The sequence below is a fragment of the Ensifer oleiphilus genome (genome assembly GCF_013371465.1).
Lineage (GTDB): Bacteria > Pseudomonadota > Alphaproteobacteria > Rhizobiales > Rhizobiaceae > Ensifer > Ensifer oleiphilus.
In genome coordinates this window covers 800,914-816,580 of the sequence record NZ_JABWDU010000002.1, presented here as the reverse complement: position 1 = coordinate 816,580, position 15,667 = coordinate 800,914, and the positions used below count along the sequence as shown (strand labels likewise).

Genomic DNA, 15,667 nt, shown 5'->3' with positions numbered 1-15,667 from the left:
CCCTGTTCCCTTCTTTGTCGGCATTCGCCGTTCGTTGTGGTTGGTAGAGATTGCTGCGTACCGCCACCTTGCGGATGGCTTTCGGATCGGCCGTTCGGGCCATTTTTCATCTTCGATTGCCTGTAGTCTCCTTTCCCGGGCGGACGCTTTTGGCTTCAGATCGATAAGCCTAATCGCTTGGATGAACCTTGTAACGTCCTAAATTATCATTTATTTCCATAAGGCTGATTTATGGATAGCCTTCGGCTGCGCGCGAATATCCCTGCGCGTTCCGTGACGTGGTTTCGCCGAATCACCGGCACGTTTTTCAGTCCTGCGCCGCCTCTGGCAGCGTCTCAGCGCCCCTTCCAGACCGGGTCTCGCTTTTCGGCAAAAGCCTTTGCGCCCTCCAGCTGGTCCTCGCTCGAATAGAGAATGTCGACGGTCTTGAACTGCCGGCGGGTGATCTTGTTCATGGTCGTCTGGAAGGTCTCGCCCTCGGCGGCGCGCACCACTTCCTTGATTGCGGCGTAGACCAGCGGCGGGCCGCTTTCGAGCAGCCGCGCCAGTTCCCAGGCGCGCGCCATCAGCTTGTCGGCGGGCAGGATCTCGTTGACGAAGCCCCAGCGGTTGGCCTCGACGACGTCGAGCCAGCGGCCGGTCAGGAGCATGTCCATGGCGATGTGGTAGGGGATGCGCTTCGGCAGCTTGATCGAGGCGGCGTCGGCAACGGTGCCCGAGCGGATTTCCGGCAGCGCGAAGGTCGCGTGCTCGGCCGCCAGGATCAGGTCAGTCGACAGCGCGATTTCGAGGCCGCCACCGCAGCAGATGCCGTTGACGGCGGCAATGACCGGTTTGTTGAGGTCGCGCAGTTCCTGCAGGCCACCGAAGCCGCCGATGCCGTAATCGCCGTCGACCGCATCGCCGGCGGCGGCCGCCTTCAGGTCCCATCCCGGACAGAAGAATTTCTCGCCGGCACCCGTGATGATGGCGACGCGCAGGCTGTCATCGTCGCGGAAGCCGGCGAAGATTTCGCCCATCACCCGGCTGGTCTTCAGGTCGATGGCGTTCGCCTTCGGCCGGTCGATCGTCACTTCGAGAATGCCGCCTTCGCGGCGGGTCAGGATCGGTCCGGTCATGGCGTCAGTTCCTCCGGCGGATCAGGGCGTCGGCGGCGATGGCTCCATGGCCTTCCGGTAACACCATTAAAGGATTGATATCGAGTTCTTCGAGCATTGAAGCGTTTGAAACGACATAGGATGCCGCAGCGGCGACAGCCTCGGCAAGGGCTGCGAAATCGCCCTTCGGTCCGCCGCGATAGCCGTCGAGAAGCTTGCGGATCTTCAGGCCGTCGATGGCCTCGTGGATCAGCTCCGGCGTCGTCGGCAGTGTCAGGATGGCGGAATCATCGAGCAGTTCCACCAGGATGCCGCCTGCACCGATGGTCAACACCGGGCCTGCGACCGGGTCGCGCATGGCGCCGATGATCAGTTCGGCCACCGGCGTTGCCACCATCTTCTCGACGAGATATCCCGATGCCACCGAAGCCATCGCTTCCGCTGCCGCAAGCACCTCTTCGCGGCTTGCCAGATTGAGCTTGACCGCGCCGGCCTCGGTCTTGTGGGCAACGCCCAGACCCTTGAGAACGACAGGAAAGCCGAGGCTCTCGGCGGCATTGGCAGCGTCTTGCGGCGTCGTTGCGGTCTTGCCCGGCGGGATCCTCAAGCCCGAGGCGGAAAGCTCCGTCTTGGCGTCATGCTCGCTGAGCGTGATCGACGCTCCGCCACCGCCGGAAACGCCGCCATTGAGGAGCTTCGGCGGCGCAGGCTTCGCCCAGGCCGCGCCGATTCCGGCTGCGGTCTCGACCGCCGCAAGTGCTTCGTCGATGCCGAAAAAGGGGATGACGCCCGCCGCCATCAACGACAGCGCCGTCTGCTCCGGCATGTTTTCTCCGAGGCTGGCAACGATCCCGGCGCGCGCGCCGGTCGCCTTCGCCGCGTCGATCACTGCGTCGCAGGTCGTCACCCAGTCGGCCGCGTCGCAGCGGTCCTGACGGGGAAAGTCGAGCACAATGAGGTTGAGTGCATAGCCGCCCTTCATCATGGCGCTAAACGCTGTCATCTGCTTCTCGCGGTTGCCCCAGACGAAGGTGTGGTAGTCGAGCGGATTGGCGATTGTCACCATCTCGCCCAGCGCTTCCTTCAAGGGACGGCGCTGCTCGTCAAGCAGCGCCCGATAGTTCACGCGGTGGCGCACGCCGGCGTCGGCCATCAACGAGGCCTCGCCGCCCGAACAACTCATCGAGGAGATTTCGTTGCTTTCGAGCGGGCCGGCGACATGCAGCAGCTTCAACGTTTCCAGCAGCGCCGGCAGCGTATCGACACGACCGATGCCGAGGCGGGCAAGCAGCGCCGAGGATACCCGATCATTGCCGGCAAGCGAGGCGGTGTGAGAGACCGTAGCAAGCTGGGCTGCCTCCGACTTGCCGACCTTCAGTGTCACTACCGGTTTGCCGAGCTCGCGGGCGCGGGTTGCCAGCCGCTCGAGTGCAGCAATGCTGTCGAAGCCCTCGATATGCAGGCCGACGGCGGTGACGCGCGGGTCTTCGAGCACGGCGCAGGCGATGTCGGAAAGGCCTGTCTGCGCCTGGTTGCCGGCGGTCATGAGGTAGGCGAGCGGCAGGCCGCGTGTCTGCATCGAGATGTTGCAGGCGATGTTGGAGGATTGCGTCAGCACGGCAACGCCCCTGTCGACGCGCTGCATGCCGTGCTGGTCGGGCCAGAGCAGGGCGCCATCGAGCATGTTGATGAAGCCGTAGCAGTTGGGGCCGACGATCGGCATGTCGCCGGCAGCCGCGACCAGCGCCTCCTGCATGTCGTTGCCGTCGTCGAGTTCGCTTGCCGCCTCGCGGAAGCCGGAGGCGTAACAGACGGCACCGCCGGCACCGCGCGCCGAAAGGGCCGATATGATCTCGATCGTCAGCTGCCGGTTGACGCCAACAAAGGAGGCGTCAGGGGCACCAGGAAGATCGGCGACCGAGCGGTAGCACTTGCGGCCGAGGATCTGGTCCTCCCGTGGATGCACCGGCCAGATGTCGCCGGCAAAGCCCATCTTGTCGCATTGTTCGATGACCCGCCGCGCCTCCTTGCCGCCGAAGACGGCGATGGATTTCGGTCGGATCAGGCGGTCGAGGGAGCGGGGTGTGTGGGTCATGCGGACGTGCACTCCCTCATTCCTGTGCTTGTCACAGGAATCCAACCAGCTTGCGTCGGCAAGCCGATAGGAGCTTTCTTTTTCCCGGCGCCAATGCCGGTCGTGTTCTGGTCATGCGCGGCACGGACGTGCCGCTGCTGGATTCCTGTGACGAGCACGGGAATGAGGGGGGGAGCGAAAACCGTTGTCATCCCGTCACGCTCCCAGCGGCCGGAGCAGGTCGCGGCTGATGATGTGGCGCTGGATTTCGGAGGTACCGTCCCAGATGCGCTCGACGCGGGCGTCGCGCCAGAAGCGGGCGAGCGGCAGGTCGTCCATCAGGCCCATGCCGCCAAAGATCTGGATCGCCTCGTCCGTGACGCGGGCGAGCATTTCGGTGGCGAAGACCTTGGCGGACGCGATTTCGCGGTTGGAGGGCAGGCCGTTGTCAAGGCGCCAGGCAGCCGACAGCGTCAGGAGGTCGGCGGCGTCGATCTCGGTGATCATGTCGGCGAGCTTGAAGGAGACGCCCTGGTTGGCGCCGATCGGCTTGCCGAACTGCTTGCGCTCGGCGGCATAGTTCAGCGCATAGTCGAAGGCTCGGCGGGCGCGGCCGACCGAGGTCGCCGCCACCGTCAGCCGGGTTGCAAACAGCCAGTCGTTGGCGACGTCGAAGCCCTTGTGCACCTCGCCGAGGATCTGGGCGGAGGGCAGGCGGCAATCGTCGAAGGTCAGGACGCAGTTGTTGTATCCGCGATGCGAGACCGAATTGTAGCCCTTGCGGATCTCGAAGCCGGGCGTGCCGCGATCGACGAGGAAACAGGTGATCTTCTTTTTCGGCCCGCGCGGCGTGTCCTCTTCGCCGGTGGCGATGAAGACGATGACGAAGTCGGCGATGTCGGCATGACTGATGAAATGCTTGGTGCCGTTGACGATCCAGTCGTCGCCGTCCTGACGGGCAAAACACTTCATGCCGCGCACGTCGGAGCCGGCATCCGGCTCGGTCATGGCGAGTGCGTCGAACTTTTCGCCCTTGACGGCCGGCAGCAGGTATTTTTCCCGCTGCTCGTCGTTGCAGGCCATCAGGATGCCCGAAGGACGGCCGAAGAAAACGGTGAGGCCCATCGAGCCGCGGCCAAGCTCGCGCTCGACCAGCGTGAAGGACGTGTGATCCAAACCGGCGCCGCCGACTTCTTCGGGGAAATTGCAGCCGAAGAATCCAAGCGCCTTGCACTTGCGGGCAATGTCCTGGCCGAGTTCGCGGGGTACCACGCCGGTGCGCTCGACCTCGTCTTCATGCGGATAGATTTCGGTTTCGACAAAGCTCCTGACCGTGTCGACGATCATCTGCTGTTCTTCGGTCAGTGCAAAATTCATGTGTTCTCCCTCGCGTTCTGTCTGCGTGCCGGTGGCCGATCTCCCCATCGGCCGCTGGCATGCCTGTCCTGCCCCTCACCCTAACCCTCTCCCCGCAGGCGGGGAGAGGGGATGCCTCTCGAGTATCGCACCGTCTCGGCCATCAAGAACCGCTGCGACCTTTGAAGGAACGAGCGGTTGCGGCAGATCCCTTCTCCCCGTCTACGGGGAGAAGGTCGCGGCAGCGGGATGAGGGGCCGTCGCCCGACATTGCCCGCTTTGGCGCAGTCAGCGCTTCTGGCCGACGAACCGTCCGGCGCCTTCGGGCGTCGGCAGACCTGCATGCGCCTCGGTGATCGCCTTCAGCTTGTCGAGCACCTTGGCAGGTGCTGCGACCGACTTGCCGGCCTTGCTGTCGACGTGCAGCATCATCTGCTCGGCGGTGGCGACCGCTTCCTTCGTCGCGGCATTGTAGATCGTCGAGAACAGATGCAGGCGCTTTTCGTCCGAGGACAGGAGCTGGCAGGTCGAATAGAGCGCATCGCCGAGCTTGGCCTCGCCGAGATTGCGGATATGGGTCTCGACCGTATAGTAGCTGTGGCCGTCGCGGACGTATTCGAGGTCGACGCCGATCAGGCGCAACAGGCCGTCGGAAGTATCCCCGAACACCTGGAGGTAACGATGCTCGGTCATGTGGCCGTTATAATCGACCCAGGCAGCGCTGACCTTGGTGTCGAGAATGTGCAGCGGCTTGACGTCGCCCAGGTCCGCTTCAGGCTTCTTGGCATTGGCCCAGAGCTTGGCCTCGAAATCGGCGAGCAGCTTGCCAGCGCCCCAGCCTTCGCCGCCATTGCCCGATTTCAGCGCGTGCATGATGCCGACCAGGTTTTCGTCGCGGATGCGCTCAAGCTCGCGGATCGAGCGGCCAGCGGCCTGCGCATCCGACTGGGCGCCGATCTTTTCCACCAGCGCATCGTCGAGATCGACCACGTCGGTAAACTTGGTCCACGGCCATTTGAGGCACGGGCCGAACTGGGCGAGGAAGTGGCGCATGCCGGCTTCGCCGCCGGCGATGCGGTAGGTCTCGAACAGGCCCATCTGCGCCCAGCGCATGCCGAAGGAATAGCGCATGACGTTGTCGAGCGTCTCGGTATCGCAGATGTCGTCCTGGATCAGCCACAGCGCCTCGCGCCAGAGCGCTTCGAGCAGGCGGTCGCCGACGAAGGCCTCGATCTCCTTGGCGATGACGACGCCCTTCATGCCGATCTGCTCGACGCCGAGCATGGCGCGCTCGATCGTCGTCTTCGAGGTCTTCTTGCCGCCGACGAGTTCGACCAGCGGCAGAAGGTAGACAGGGTTATAGGGATGCGCCACGAACATGCGTTCGGGATGCTTCATCTCGGCCTGCAGATCGGACGGTAGCAGGCCCGAAGTCGACGAGCCAATCAGCGCGTCGGGCCGTGCCGCCGCGTCGATCTGGGTGATGACACCGCGCTTCAGCTCCAGCCGCTCGGGCACGCTTTCCTGAATCCAATCAGCGTCCTTGACGGTTTCCTCGATGCTTTTGCAGAAGATGAGTTTTCCCTTGGGCGGCAGTGGCGCCATGGTCAGCATGGCATAGGCGCGCTCGGCATTGGCCATGACTTCGCCGATGATGCGCTCGGCTTCCGGATGCGGATCGAAGATTTTTACGTCGATGCCGGCAAGCGCGAAGCGTGCCACCCAGGCGCCGCCGATAACACCGCCGCCGACGCAGGCTGCATTCTTGATCTGGCTCATGATATCCCCGCTCAGCGCTTTGTCAGCTTCAGTTTCTTGCGGACCTCATCCGGCCCGATGATCTTGGCGCCCATGCCCTCGATGACGCCGACCGCCTTTTCGACGAGCGCGCCGTTGGTCGCGAGCTGGCCCTTGCCGATGTAGAGGTTGTCTTCGAGGCCGACGCGAACGTTGCCGCCGGCAAGGACTGCTGCTGCCGGATAGGCGAGCGCATTGCGGCCGATGGAGAAGGCCGAGAAGGTCCAGTTGGCAGGCACGTTGTTGACCATGGCCATGAAGGTGTTGAGATCGTCGGGCGCGCCCCATGGGATTCCCATGCAGAGCTGGATCAGCACCGGATCCTCGATCAGGCCTTCCTCGGCGAGCTGCTTTGCGAACCAGAGATGGCCGGTGTCGAAGGCCTCGATCTCCGGGCGCACACCGAGCGCCGTCATCTGTCGCGCCATTTCGCGCAGCATCGACGGCGTGTTGGTCATGACGTAGTCGCCGAGCGAGAAGTTCATGGTGCCGCAGTCGAGCGTGCAGATCTCCGGCAGACATTCGGCCACATGGGCGACACGCTCGGTGGCGCCGGCCATGTCGGTGAATTTCTCGTTGACGGGCAAGGGGCTCTCGACATTGCCGAACACCAGGTCTCCGCCCATGCCGGCCGTCAGGTTCAAGACGATGTCGATATCGGCGGAGCGGATGCGGTCGGTGACTTCGCGGTAGAGGTCAAGCCTGCGGGAGGGGGCTCCGGTCTCCGGATCGCGAACATGGCAGTGGATCACGGCAGCGCCTGCCTTGGCCGCCTCGACCGCCGCTTCGGCGATCTGTTTCGGCGTGATCGGAACATGGCTGGACTTTGAAACGGTGTCTCCTGAGCCGGTGACGGCACAGGTGATGAATACCTCGCGGTTCATGCTGAGCGGCATTGCTGTCTCCCTTTTATTGAGGCCATTACGAGCCAAGAACGACGGCGCTGCTTTTCATAATCGGTTCCAGATTGTACATTATCGGCAACGGGGTGGAGAAGTTTGCAGATGGATCAGAACGTTTCGCAGGTGCAGCACGTCGATATCCTGGTGCTGCCGGAGACGAATCTGATCCTGGTTGCCTCGGTTATCGAGCCGATGCGCGCCGCCAACCGCATCGCCGGGAGGCCGCTCTATGACTGGACGATCTACAGCCCTGACGGCGAGCCGATCGAGACAAAAAGCGGCATTCCTATTCCCGTCTCCGGCGCCTTCCGGCCGCAACGCGAGACGGCGCCGCTGTTCATTCTCTCAAGCTACAACTGGCAGCGCAGCGCCACCTCGCAATTGAAGATGATGCTGTCGCAGACGGCGCGGCACCGCGAGCTGATGGCGGGCATCGAATCCGGCTCCTGGCTGCTGGCCGAAACCAGCCTGCTCGATACGTCCAGGGCCACCACCCACTGGGAGGATTTCGAGGATTTCACCGCCAGCTATCCGCAGGTGACCATGGTGCGCGAACGCTTCGTCATCGATGGCAAGCGCATCACGACAGGTGGATCGCTGCCGACGCTCGACCTGATGCTGGAACTGATCCGCCGGGCGCACGGCTATTCGCTGGCGCTCGAAGTGTCCCGGCTGTTCATCTACGAGCAAGAGCGCACCCGCGGCGATCTCCTGCAGATGCCGGCGATCGGCAACATGCGCATCCTCGACCCCCGCGTCGGCGCCGCCGTCAAGCTGATGGAGGAAACGGTGGAAGCGCCGTTGACGCTCGCGCGCCTCGCCCGCCGCATCGGCGTCAGCGTCCGCCATCTGCAGGACCTGTTTCGCGATACGATGGGGGTGGGGCCGCATGAACATTACCTGGCGCTGCGGCTCAACGCGGCCCGGCGCAAGGTGATCGAGACGCGCATGGAGTTTGCCGATATCGCCGCGATCTCCGGTTTCAACTCGTCATCGTCCTTCTCGCGCAGTTACCGCGCGCACTACCGCGAAAGCCCGAGCGAGACGCGTCGCCGGCTGAAGCTTGGCCATGGTGCCGAGGATCGTACACGCTCGACGGATGGAGCGATCGGCAAGGCGAAATCGAATGGCCAAGCCTGAATTGCTCGCAGGCAAGTGCGGATCCTGAGACTCGGATTCAGCAAGCTCACGGCTTGGTTCAGCAGCGCGATATTGCCGAGTCGTTTCATGGGGTGGCGGCAGATCGTGACGAAGTGATTCCGCTGGTCGTAATCACGCCGGCATGGTTGTCGTCGCTTGCGGGCCCGTCTTCATCATGCCGATCATCAGGTCGCCAACCTCGCTGGAAAAGGCGCCGCGCGGCCAGATCAGCGTCAGCGACTGGCGGTACTGGGCTCCCAGCCGGATCATCGCCGGGGGGCGATGGATGCGCGACAGCGACGTTTCCGGCAGCACTGAGAGATAGCCGTGATGGCTGACGAGGTTGATGATGACGGGGATGGAATCGACTTCGACCAGCGTCACCCGGCGGCGCTCGGCATCGCTGAGCGTGTCTTCGAGAAAGCGGGTGACCTCGCGACGAAGGCCGCTGCGGGCGCTCGGCACGGCGATGGGGCAGGTGGCGAGCAGCCGCGGGATATCGCCGCCCATCTCCGATAATGCCGGTGCCGGGCCGGCAAGTACCAGCGGCGTTTCGGTCACGAGCCGGCCGTCCAAATCAGGCGGGATGCCGGCGATATCGAGGAGGGCTGCATCGAAGCGCCGGCTCTTGAGACCGGCCAGAAGCTCATCAGCAGTGGTGCTGGAAATGAACAGGGATTGCCTGGGACGGGAGCGGTGCCAGGTGGCCGTCAATGCCGCCAGCATGCGGGCAATCTCGCTTTCCGGCCCGAGCGGCATGACGGCGCCGAGCCGCCAGGTGGTAACGTCGCGGCGGAATCGGTCGGCAGACGCGCGGGTCAGCCGGGCCCAGGTGTCGAGCAGGCGCTCGATCTCGGGGAGGATCTCAAGAGCAATCGGCGTGCAGGCGATCCCGCCATGCGACCGCTCGAACATCAGGCATTGCAGATGGCGTTCGAGGTCGGCGATCTGCCGCGTCAGTTGCGGTTGACCGAGGCCGAGAGTGCGGGCAGCGGCTCGGATGCTGCCGGCGTGCGCGATCCGTACGAACCGATCGAGCGCGACAAGGCCGACGGCCGGAATGGCGGTCGTCGGTTCCCCGCTGCTTTTGGCGAGCACCGCGCGGATGGTGGTAGCAGCCTCGGCCACATCGGCCTGACGCGCGCGGGCCTCCAGGGTCAGGGCCATGAGGCCGCCATCGCGGCGGAAAAGCGGTATCGAAACGGCCTGCTCGAAGCGGCGAACGGCGGCGCTGACGCTCGATGGCGCGCGACCGCGAGAGGTGGCAGCGCGCCGAATGCCGCCTTCATTCATCACGGCCTCGACGAGCAGGATCGTGGCGATATCCATGGCGCAAATCCTCCCGCTGCCATGGTCGTCACATTGGCGTTCAACCTTTGGCATCTCCCGTTCAGGATTTGGGATATATCACGCGAACGGGCAAACCGCATAGCATGCTGAAAGGCAATCCCTCGTCCAAAGGAGCGGATCGCATCAAGTCTTTGCATCCACGCATCGTTTCGGCGTCGAGGCGCACCGCGCGGTAGGGTATTTTCGGCATGCTGCAACAGGTCAAGTCCATCGTTCTGTGCGGGAAACCGCTCGACTTCGCGACGCTCGAGGAAATCGGCTCGGGTGTTGCGCGGCCGGTCGCGGACGAGGGCGGCATGGAGCGGGTTGCGGCTGCCCACAAGGTGATTGCCGATCGCGTCGCGCTCGGCCTGCCGGTTTACGGCTCCAACACCGGCGTCGGATCGATGAAGGACCGGCTCTGGACGGCCGACGATCTGGCCGAGTTCAACACGTCTCTGGTGCGCGCCCATCATTTCGGCACCGGCGAGTTCTTCACGGTGCCGATCGTGCGCAAGGCAATCGCCATTCGCTGCAACACCGCGATGCGCGGGCACACGGGATGCAGTCCCGAGCTGATCACGGCCTTTCTCGCGCTGATCGAACACGACATCATTCCGGCGGTGCGCCGCCATGGCTCGATGGGCTGCGCCGACATCGGGCTGATGGGGCAGATCGCCGCCGTCCTGACCGGGGTCGGCGAAGCCTATCATCGCGGCCGGCTGGTGCCGGCCGAAACGGCACTGGCCGATGCCGGACTTTCCCCCCTGGTGATGCGGCCACGCGATGCGCTGGCCGCCCTCAGCGTCAACGCGATCGCCTATTCTGCGGCGGCCGACGTGCTGCGCGAGGCCGCAGCGGCCATCCGCGTGCTGCTGGTCACGGGCGTGATGTCGTCGCAGGCGCTCGGCGCCTCGGCCGATCCGTGGCGGGTGGCCGCAACGCTGTCGACGCGCGGCGAGGCGCTGGTCGGCTCCTGGCTCTACGGCCAGTCCGGCGTTGCCGACTGGCCCTTGCCGACGGCGATCCACGATCCCTTGAGCCTGCGCATGACCGCCCAGGTGTTCGGCGCTGTCGTCGATACTCTGCTGGTGGGGGCCGGCCGGCTGGTCGAGGCGACCTATCTCTCCGACGACAATCCGGTGGTGCTCGGCGGCCAGGTGCATGCGTCGGGCGCATCGTTGCCCTTGACCACGACCCTCTATGTCGAGACGGCGCAGATCGCCTTTTCGCATGTGGCGCGCAACGTGCTCAACCGCTGCATCCTTCTGTCGAACGGCGGACGCCGCAATCTTCCGGTCAACCTGGTGGCACCGGGCGAAGTCGCGACTGGTCTTGGCCCACTGATGAAGCTTGCGGTCGAACTTTACATGCGCGTGCAGTCGATGGCCGTGCCGCTTTCAGCCCAGTCGATCGTCGTTGCCGGCGGGCTGGAGGAGGAGGCGACCTTCCTGCCCTTGATCGTCGAGCGCATGGAAACGCAGGTGCGGGACCTCCGGCAGCTGGCGGCGATCGAGGCGATCCTTTCGTCGCAGGCGATCGACCTCGTCGGCGACGCGCCGCAGGGGATCGTCAAGCTTGCGCATGAGCGCACCCGCTCGATCAGCCCGATGTACATCAAGGACCGGCCGCTTTCGAAGGAGATCGAGGCGCTGCAGCAGGCCTTTACCTGCCATGACCTCTTGCGCACCTTCGTTTCAATGGCGCCGATGCCGGAGTTCGACGACTTCTTTGCGCTGGGTAAGTGATGCAAGGCTGATCCAGCAAGCCTGATCCGAGGGGAGAGCACGATGTCCGATTTCGATCTTGTCCTGAAAGGCACCGTTGTCCTTCCGCACCGGATCGTCGAGGGCGGGCATGTGGCGGTGCGCGACGGCAAGGTCGTGCATGTCGGGCAGGGGGCCGCACCCGCAGCCCGTGAACGCCACGATCTCGGAACCGCGATGATCCTGCCCGGCGCCGTCGATGCGCAGGTGCATTCGCTGTCGCAGAAAAACCAGGAGGATTTCGTCTGGTCGACGCGGTCGGCTGCGGCCGGTGGCGTGACCACGATCGTCGACATGCCCTATGACGAGGGCAATCTGGTCTGCTCGGCCGAGGCGGTTGCCTACAAGGTGGAGCATGCGAGCCCGCAGGCGCGCGTCGACTTCGCACTCTACGGCACCGTCGATCCCGAGGAGGGACCGGCCCGCATCCTCGAAATGGTCGAGGCCGGCGTCGCAGCCTTCAAGTTCTCCACCTTCGGCACCGATCCCAAGCGCTTTCCGCGTATTCCTGCAGCCCTGCTCGAGGATTGCTTTCGCGCGATCGCGCCGACGGGACTGGCCGCAGGCGTTCACAACGAGGATGACGAGGCGGTGCGCGCCGCGATCGAAAGGGTCAAGGCTTCGGGCATTGCCGACTATCGCGCCCACGGCCTGTCCCGCCCGCCGCTGACGGAGCTGCTGGCGACCAACCAGATCTACGAGACTGGCGCTGTGACCGGATGCCCGGCGCATGTGGTGCACTGCTCGCTCGGCCGCGGCTACGAGATCGCCGCCGCCTACCGCGCCCAGGGCCACGCGGCGACGATCGAGTGCTGCATTCACTACCTGACGCTGGACGAGGAGAACGACGTGCGCCAGCTCGGCGGCAAGGCCAAGATCAACCCGCCGATCCGGCCGCGCGCCGAGGTGGAAAAGCTCTGGCGGCATGTGGCCGACGGCACGGTGACGATGGTTTCGACCGATCACGTCAGCTGGTCGGAGGATCGCAAGACCAACCCGGATATGCTCGCCAACGCCTCCGGCGTGCCGGGCCTCGAAGTGATGGTGCCGCTCTTCATCAAGGGCGCGCTGGAGCGCGGCATCCCTTTGACGCGGGCGGCCGAGCTGATGACGCTGAACCCGGCACGGCATTTCCGGCTCGACCATTGCAAGGGTGCGCTCGAAGTCGGCAAGGATGCTGACATCATCGTCATGACGCCGGAGCCCTACACTTACGATGCGGCGACTAGCGGCAACAATGTCGTCGACTGGTCGCCCTATAACGGAATCCGGCTGCCCTGGCGGGTGTCTGCCACCTATCTGCGGGGTGCGCTTGCGTTTGACGGACGGACTGTCGTTGCCAAGCCCGGCACCGGCGCATTCGTTCGCCCGCTTCAGACCCTGGCCCTGCAGGAGGCCCGATGAGCACCAGCGTCAAGACCAATTTGCCCGTAGATGCGGGCCGGATCGCCGGCATCGTCAACGGGCTTGCGGGTATCACCGAGCCGGATCGGCCCTATACGAGGCGCGCCTTCACGCCTCTGTTCCTGGAGGGCCGAGCGTTCCTCGATCGCCGCTTCCGCGCGGCCGGCCTGGAGACACGGATCGATGCCGCCGGCAATCTCATCGGCCGGCGCAAGGGGCGAAAATCGGCGCTGGGCACGCTGATGCTGGGCTCGCATTCCGACACGGTGCCGGAGGGCGGCCGCTTCGACGGCATTGCCGGTGTCGCAGCGGCCCTCGAGGTGGCGCGTGCGCTTTCGGATGCCGGCATCGAACTCGACCATGATCTGGAGATCGTCGACTTCCTGGCGGAGGAAGTGTCGATCTTCGGCGTTTCCTGCGTCGGCAGCCGCGGCATGGCCGGCATCCTGCCGGATGGCTGGCTGAGCCGGGTGCAGGGCGAATTGAGCCTGCGGCAGGGCATCGTCGAAGTCGGCGGCGATCCGTCACGGCTTTCAGCACTGAAGCGCTCCGACATCAAGGCGTTTCTGGAACTGCATATCGAGCAGGGGCCGGTGCTGGAGACGGGGCGACTGGACATTGGCGTCGTCACCGCCATTTCCGGTATCACCCGCATCGAGATCGTCGTCGAGGGCCAGGCGGATCATGCCGGCACGACGCCGATGGGCCACCGCCGCGACGCGCTTGTCGCAGCCTCGCGGCTGGTGCTCGCGATCGAACGGCTCGCGACGGAATTTTCCAGGGGCGAGGGGCATTTCACGGCGACGGTTGGCGAGTTCTCGATCGAACCGAATGCGGCCAATGTCGTTCCCTCGAAGGTGCGCCTGCTCATCGACGCCCGCGCCGAGTTGCGGTCACAGATGGAGCGGTTCCTCGCCGAGCTTCGACCGCTTTGCCTTGACATCGCCGAAGCCGCCGGCGTGACGATCGCGCCTGCCAATGTGATTTCCGACAATCCCCCAACGCCCGGCGACCCGCTTCTGCTGTTGGCACTGGAAGAAAGCTGCGACGGGATCGGCGCCAGGCACCGGCGCATGGCGTCCGGTGCCGGCCACGACACCGCCTGGATGGGGCGCATCACCCGCTCGGCGATGATCTTCATCCCGTGCCTCGGCGGGCGCTCGCATGCGCCGGAAGAATGGGCGGAAAATGACGACATTGCGCTCGGGGCTGCCGTTCTCTTCGAAGCGGTGAAGAGGCTCGACAAACGCTTGCAGGAGAAGGGATAAGATGGGCCGGATACTCAAGGAAACGGATGTCGAGGCAGCGGTCAAGGGCGGCTCCGTCTATGCCGCGGGCGGTGGCGGCTGGGCCGACCACGGCCGCATGCTCGGCTATGCCGCCGTCTCGATCGGCAAGCCGGAGCTGGTATCGATCGACGAACTGGACGCGAACGACTGGGTGGCGACGGCGGCTGCTATCGGCGCGCCCGCCTCGACCACCCCCTGGGAAATGCGCGGCGTCGACTATGTCAAGGCGGTGCAGCTTCTGCAGGAGGCGCTGGGCGAAAAGCTTTCCGGGCTGATCATCGGCCAGAACGGCAAGTCCTCGACGCTGAACGGCTGGCTGCCGTCGGCGATCCTCGGCACCAAGGTGGTCGATGCCGTCGGCGACATCCGGGCGCATCCGACCGGCGACATGGGCTCGATCGGCCTTGCCGGCTCGCCCGAACCGATGATCCAGACGGCCGTCGGCGGAAACCGCGACGAGAACCGCTATATCGAGTTGGTGGTGCGTGGTGCCACAGCCAAGGTCTCGCCGATCCTGCGCACGGCGTCGGACATGTCCGGCGGCTTCATCGCCTCCTGCCGCAATCCGGTGCGGGCCTCCTATGTCAGGGACAATGCGGCGCTCGGCGGTATCTCGTTGGCGCTGGCGCTCGGCGAGGCGATCATCGCGGCCGAGGCAAAGGGTGGCAGCGCCATAATCGATGCGATGGTCAAGACGACCAATGGCGCGCTGCTTGCCGAAGGGGTGATTACCGACAAGTCGGTGGTCTACACCAAGGAAGCCTTCGACATTGGCACCGTGACGTTGGGGAAGGGATCTGACTCAACCGTATTGCACGTGATGAACGAATACATGGCGGTTGACTCTGCGGAAGGCGAGAGGCTTGCGACCTTCCCCGACGTCATCACCACGCTGTCGCCGGAGGGCGAACCCTTGAGCGTCGGGCAATTGCAGGTGGGCATGACGATCTTCGTGCTGCATGTGCCGAAGACGGTAATTCCGCTTGCCTCCAGTGTGCTCGACCCGAGCGTTTACCCTTCGGTGGAGAAAGCGATGGGCATCGAGCTTGCGCGCTACGCGCTTGCTGGACGGTAATCACGGGAGACGATCATGGCGCGCGATGCGGGGCTGGAAGAGTTGATCCGGGAGGAGCTCGGCGATCGCGCCGGGCTCTCGGAAAAGGCGATGTTCGGGGGCTGGGCGTTTCTGCTTCATGGCAATCTGCTCCTGGGTTCGCGCGAAGGATCGCTGCTGGTCAGGCTCGGCAAAGGCAATGACGGTTGGGCGCTGGCACTGCCCGATATCGAGCTGATGGTGATGAACGGTCGGGCGATGCATGGTTGGGTGCGGGCAGGCGCCAATGCCTATGGCGACGACCGCTTACGCAAGCGGCTGTTGGATGGGGCGTTCGCCTTCGTCGAGACGCTGCCACCGAAGTGAATGAGAGGCGGGTGGGTTTGATCGGCCCTTACCGATGTGTGTGGTGAATTGCCCCTCACCCTAGCCCTCTCCCCGCAGGCGGGGAGAGGGGAC

The 15,667-nt window shown here is 64.7% G+C and carries 12 protein-coding genes; 6 read left to right on the top strand and 6 right to left on the bottom strand.

Annotated elements, in window-relative coordinates:
* Window positions 1-335: 335 nt before the first annotated feature.
* From HT585_RS10630 to bcoG, 5 genes are all read right to left on the bottom strand, one after another.
* Complete coding sequence (locus tag HT585_RS10630; RefSeq protein ID WP_176352863.1) at window positions 336-1,118, bottom strand: carnitinyl-CoA dehydratase; 783 nt, start codon at window positions 1,116-1,118, stop codon at window positions 336-338.
* Between the two features lie 4 nt (window positions 1,119-1,122).
* Window positions 1,123-3,192 carry an acetate--CoA ligase family protein gene (locus HT585_RS10625; RefSeq protein WP_176352862.1) on the bottom strand — a complete coding sequence of 690 codons (2,070 nt, stop codon included), beginning with the start codon at window positions 3,190-3,192 and terminating at the stop codon, window positions 1,123-1,125.
* Between the two features lie 195 nt (window positions 3,193-3,387).
* Window positions 3,388-4,548, bottom strand: coding sequence for an acyl-CoA dehydrogenase family protein (locus HT585_RS10620; RefSeq protein WP_176352861.1), 1,161 nt, complete (start codon window positions 4,546-4,548; stop codon window positions 3,388-3,390).
* A gap of 267 nt (window positions 4,549-4,815) precedes the next feature.
* On the bottom strand, window positions 4,816-6,306 hold the full coding sequence (locus HT585_RS10615; protein WP_176352860.1) for a carnitine 3-dehydrogenase: 1,491 nt from the start codon (window positions 6,304-6,306) through the stop codon (window positions 4,816-4,818).
* Window positions 6,307-6,317: 11 nt separating this feature from the next.
* On the bottom strand, window positions 6,318-7,220 hold the full coding sequence (bcoG, locus tag HT585_RS10610) for a 3-dehydrocarnitine:acetyl-CoA trimethylamine transferase BcoG (protein WP_176352859.1): 903 nt from the start codon (window positions 7,218-7,220) through the stop codon (window positions 6,318-6,320).
* Between the two features lie 108 nt (window positions 7,221-7,328).
* On the opposite strand from bcoG, the gene HT585_RS10605 reads away from it, so the two are divergent.
* Complete coding sequence (locus HT585_RS10605; RefSeq protein ID WP_176352858.1) at window positions 7,329-8,366, top strand: GlxA family transcriptional regulator; 1,038 nt, start codon at window positions 7,329-7,331, stop codon at window positions 8,364-8,366.
* A gap of 132 nt (window positions 8,367-8,498) precedes the next feature.
* Here HT585_RS10605 and HT585_RS10600 read toward each other — a convergent pair whose 3' ends face one another.
* A complete protein-coding gene (locus HT585_RS10600) occupies window positions 8,499-9,695 on the bottom strand; it encodes a LysR family transcriptional regulator (RefSeq protein ID WP_176352857.1) in 1,197 nt (398 codons plus the stop codon).
* A gap of 209 nt (window positions 9,696-9,904) precedes the next feature.
* Between HT585_RS10600 and HT585_RS10595 the strand changes: the two genes are divergently transcribed.
* Genes HT585_RS10595 through HT585_RS10575 form a run of 5 tightly spaced genes read left to right on the top strand, consistent with a single transcriptional unit; the run spans window position 9,905 to window position 15,574 of the window.
* Window positions 9,905-11,443 (top strand): aromatic amino acid lyase, encoded by a 1,539-nt coding sequence (locus HT585_RS10595; protein ID WP_176352856.1) that lies wholly within the window; start codon window positions 9,905-9,907, stop codon window positions 11,441-11,443.
* A 42-nt stretch (window positions 11,444-11,485) separates the two neighbouring features.
* Complete coding sequence (locus tag HT585_RS10590) at window positions 11,486-12,865, top strand: dihydroorotase (RefSeq protein WP_176352855.1); 1,380 nt, start codon at window positions 11,486-11,488, stop codon at window positions 12,863-12,865.
* Window positions 12,862-14,133 (top strand): Zn-dependent hydrolase, encoded by a 1,272-nt coding sequence (locus tag HT585_RS10585; protein ID WP_176352854.1) that lies wholly within the window; start codon window positions 12,862-12,864, stop codon window positions 14,131-14,133. Before HT585_RS10590 ends, HT585_RS10585 begins: the two co-directional genes overlap by 4 nt.
* 1 nt (window position 14,134) lies before the next feature.
* A complete protein-coding gene (locus HT585_RS10580; protein ID WP_176352853.1) occupies window positions 14,135-15,229 on the top strand; it encodes a thiohydantoin desulfurase in 1,095 nt (364 codons plus the stop codon).
* A gap of 15 nt (window positions 15,230-15,244) precedes the next feature.
* Window positions 15,245-15,574 carry a TfoX/Sxy family protein gene (locus tag HT585_RS10575; protein WP_176352852.1) on the top strand — a complete coding sequence of 110 codons (330 nt, stop codon included), beginning with the start codon at window positions 15,245-15,247 and terminating at the stop codon, window positions 15,572-15,574.
* The last annotated feature ends 93 nt before the right edge of the window (window positions 15,575-15,667 follow it).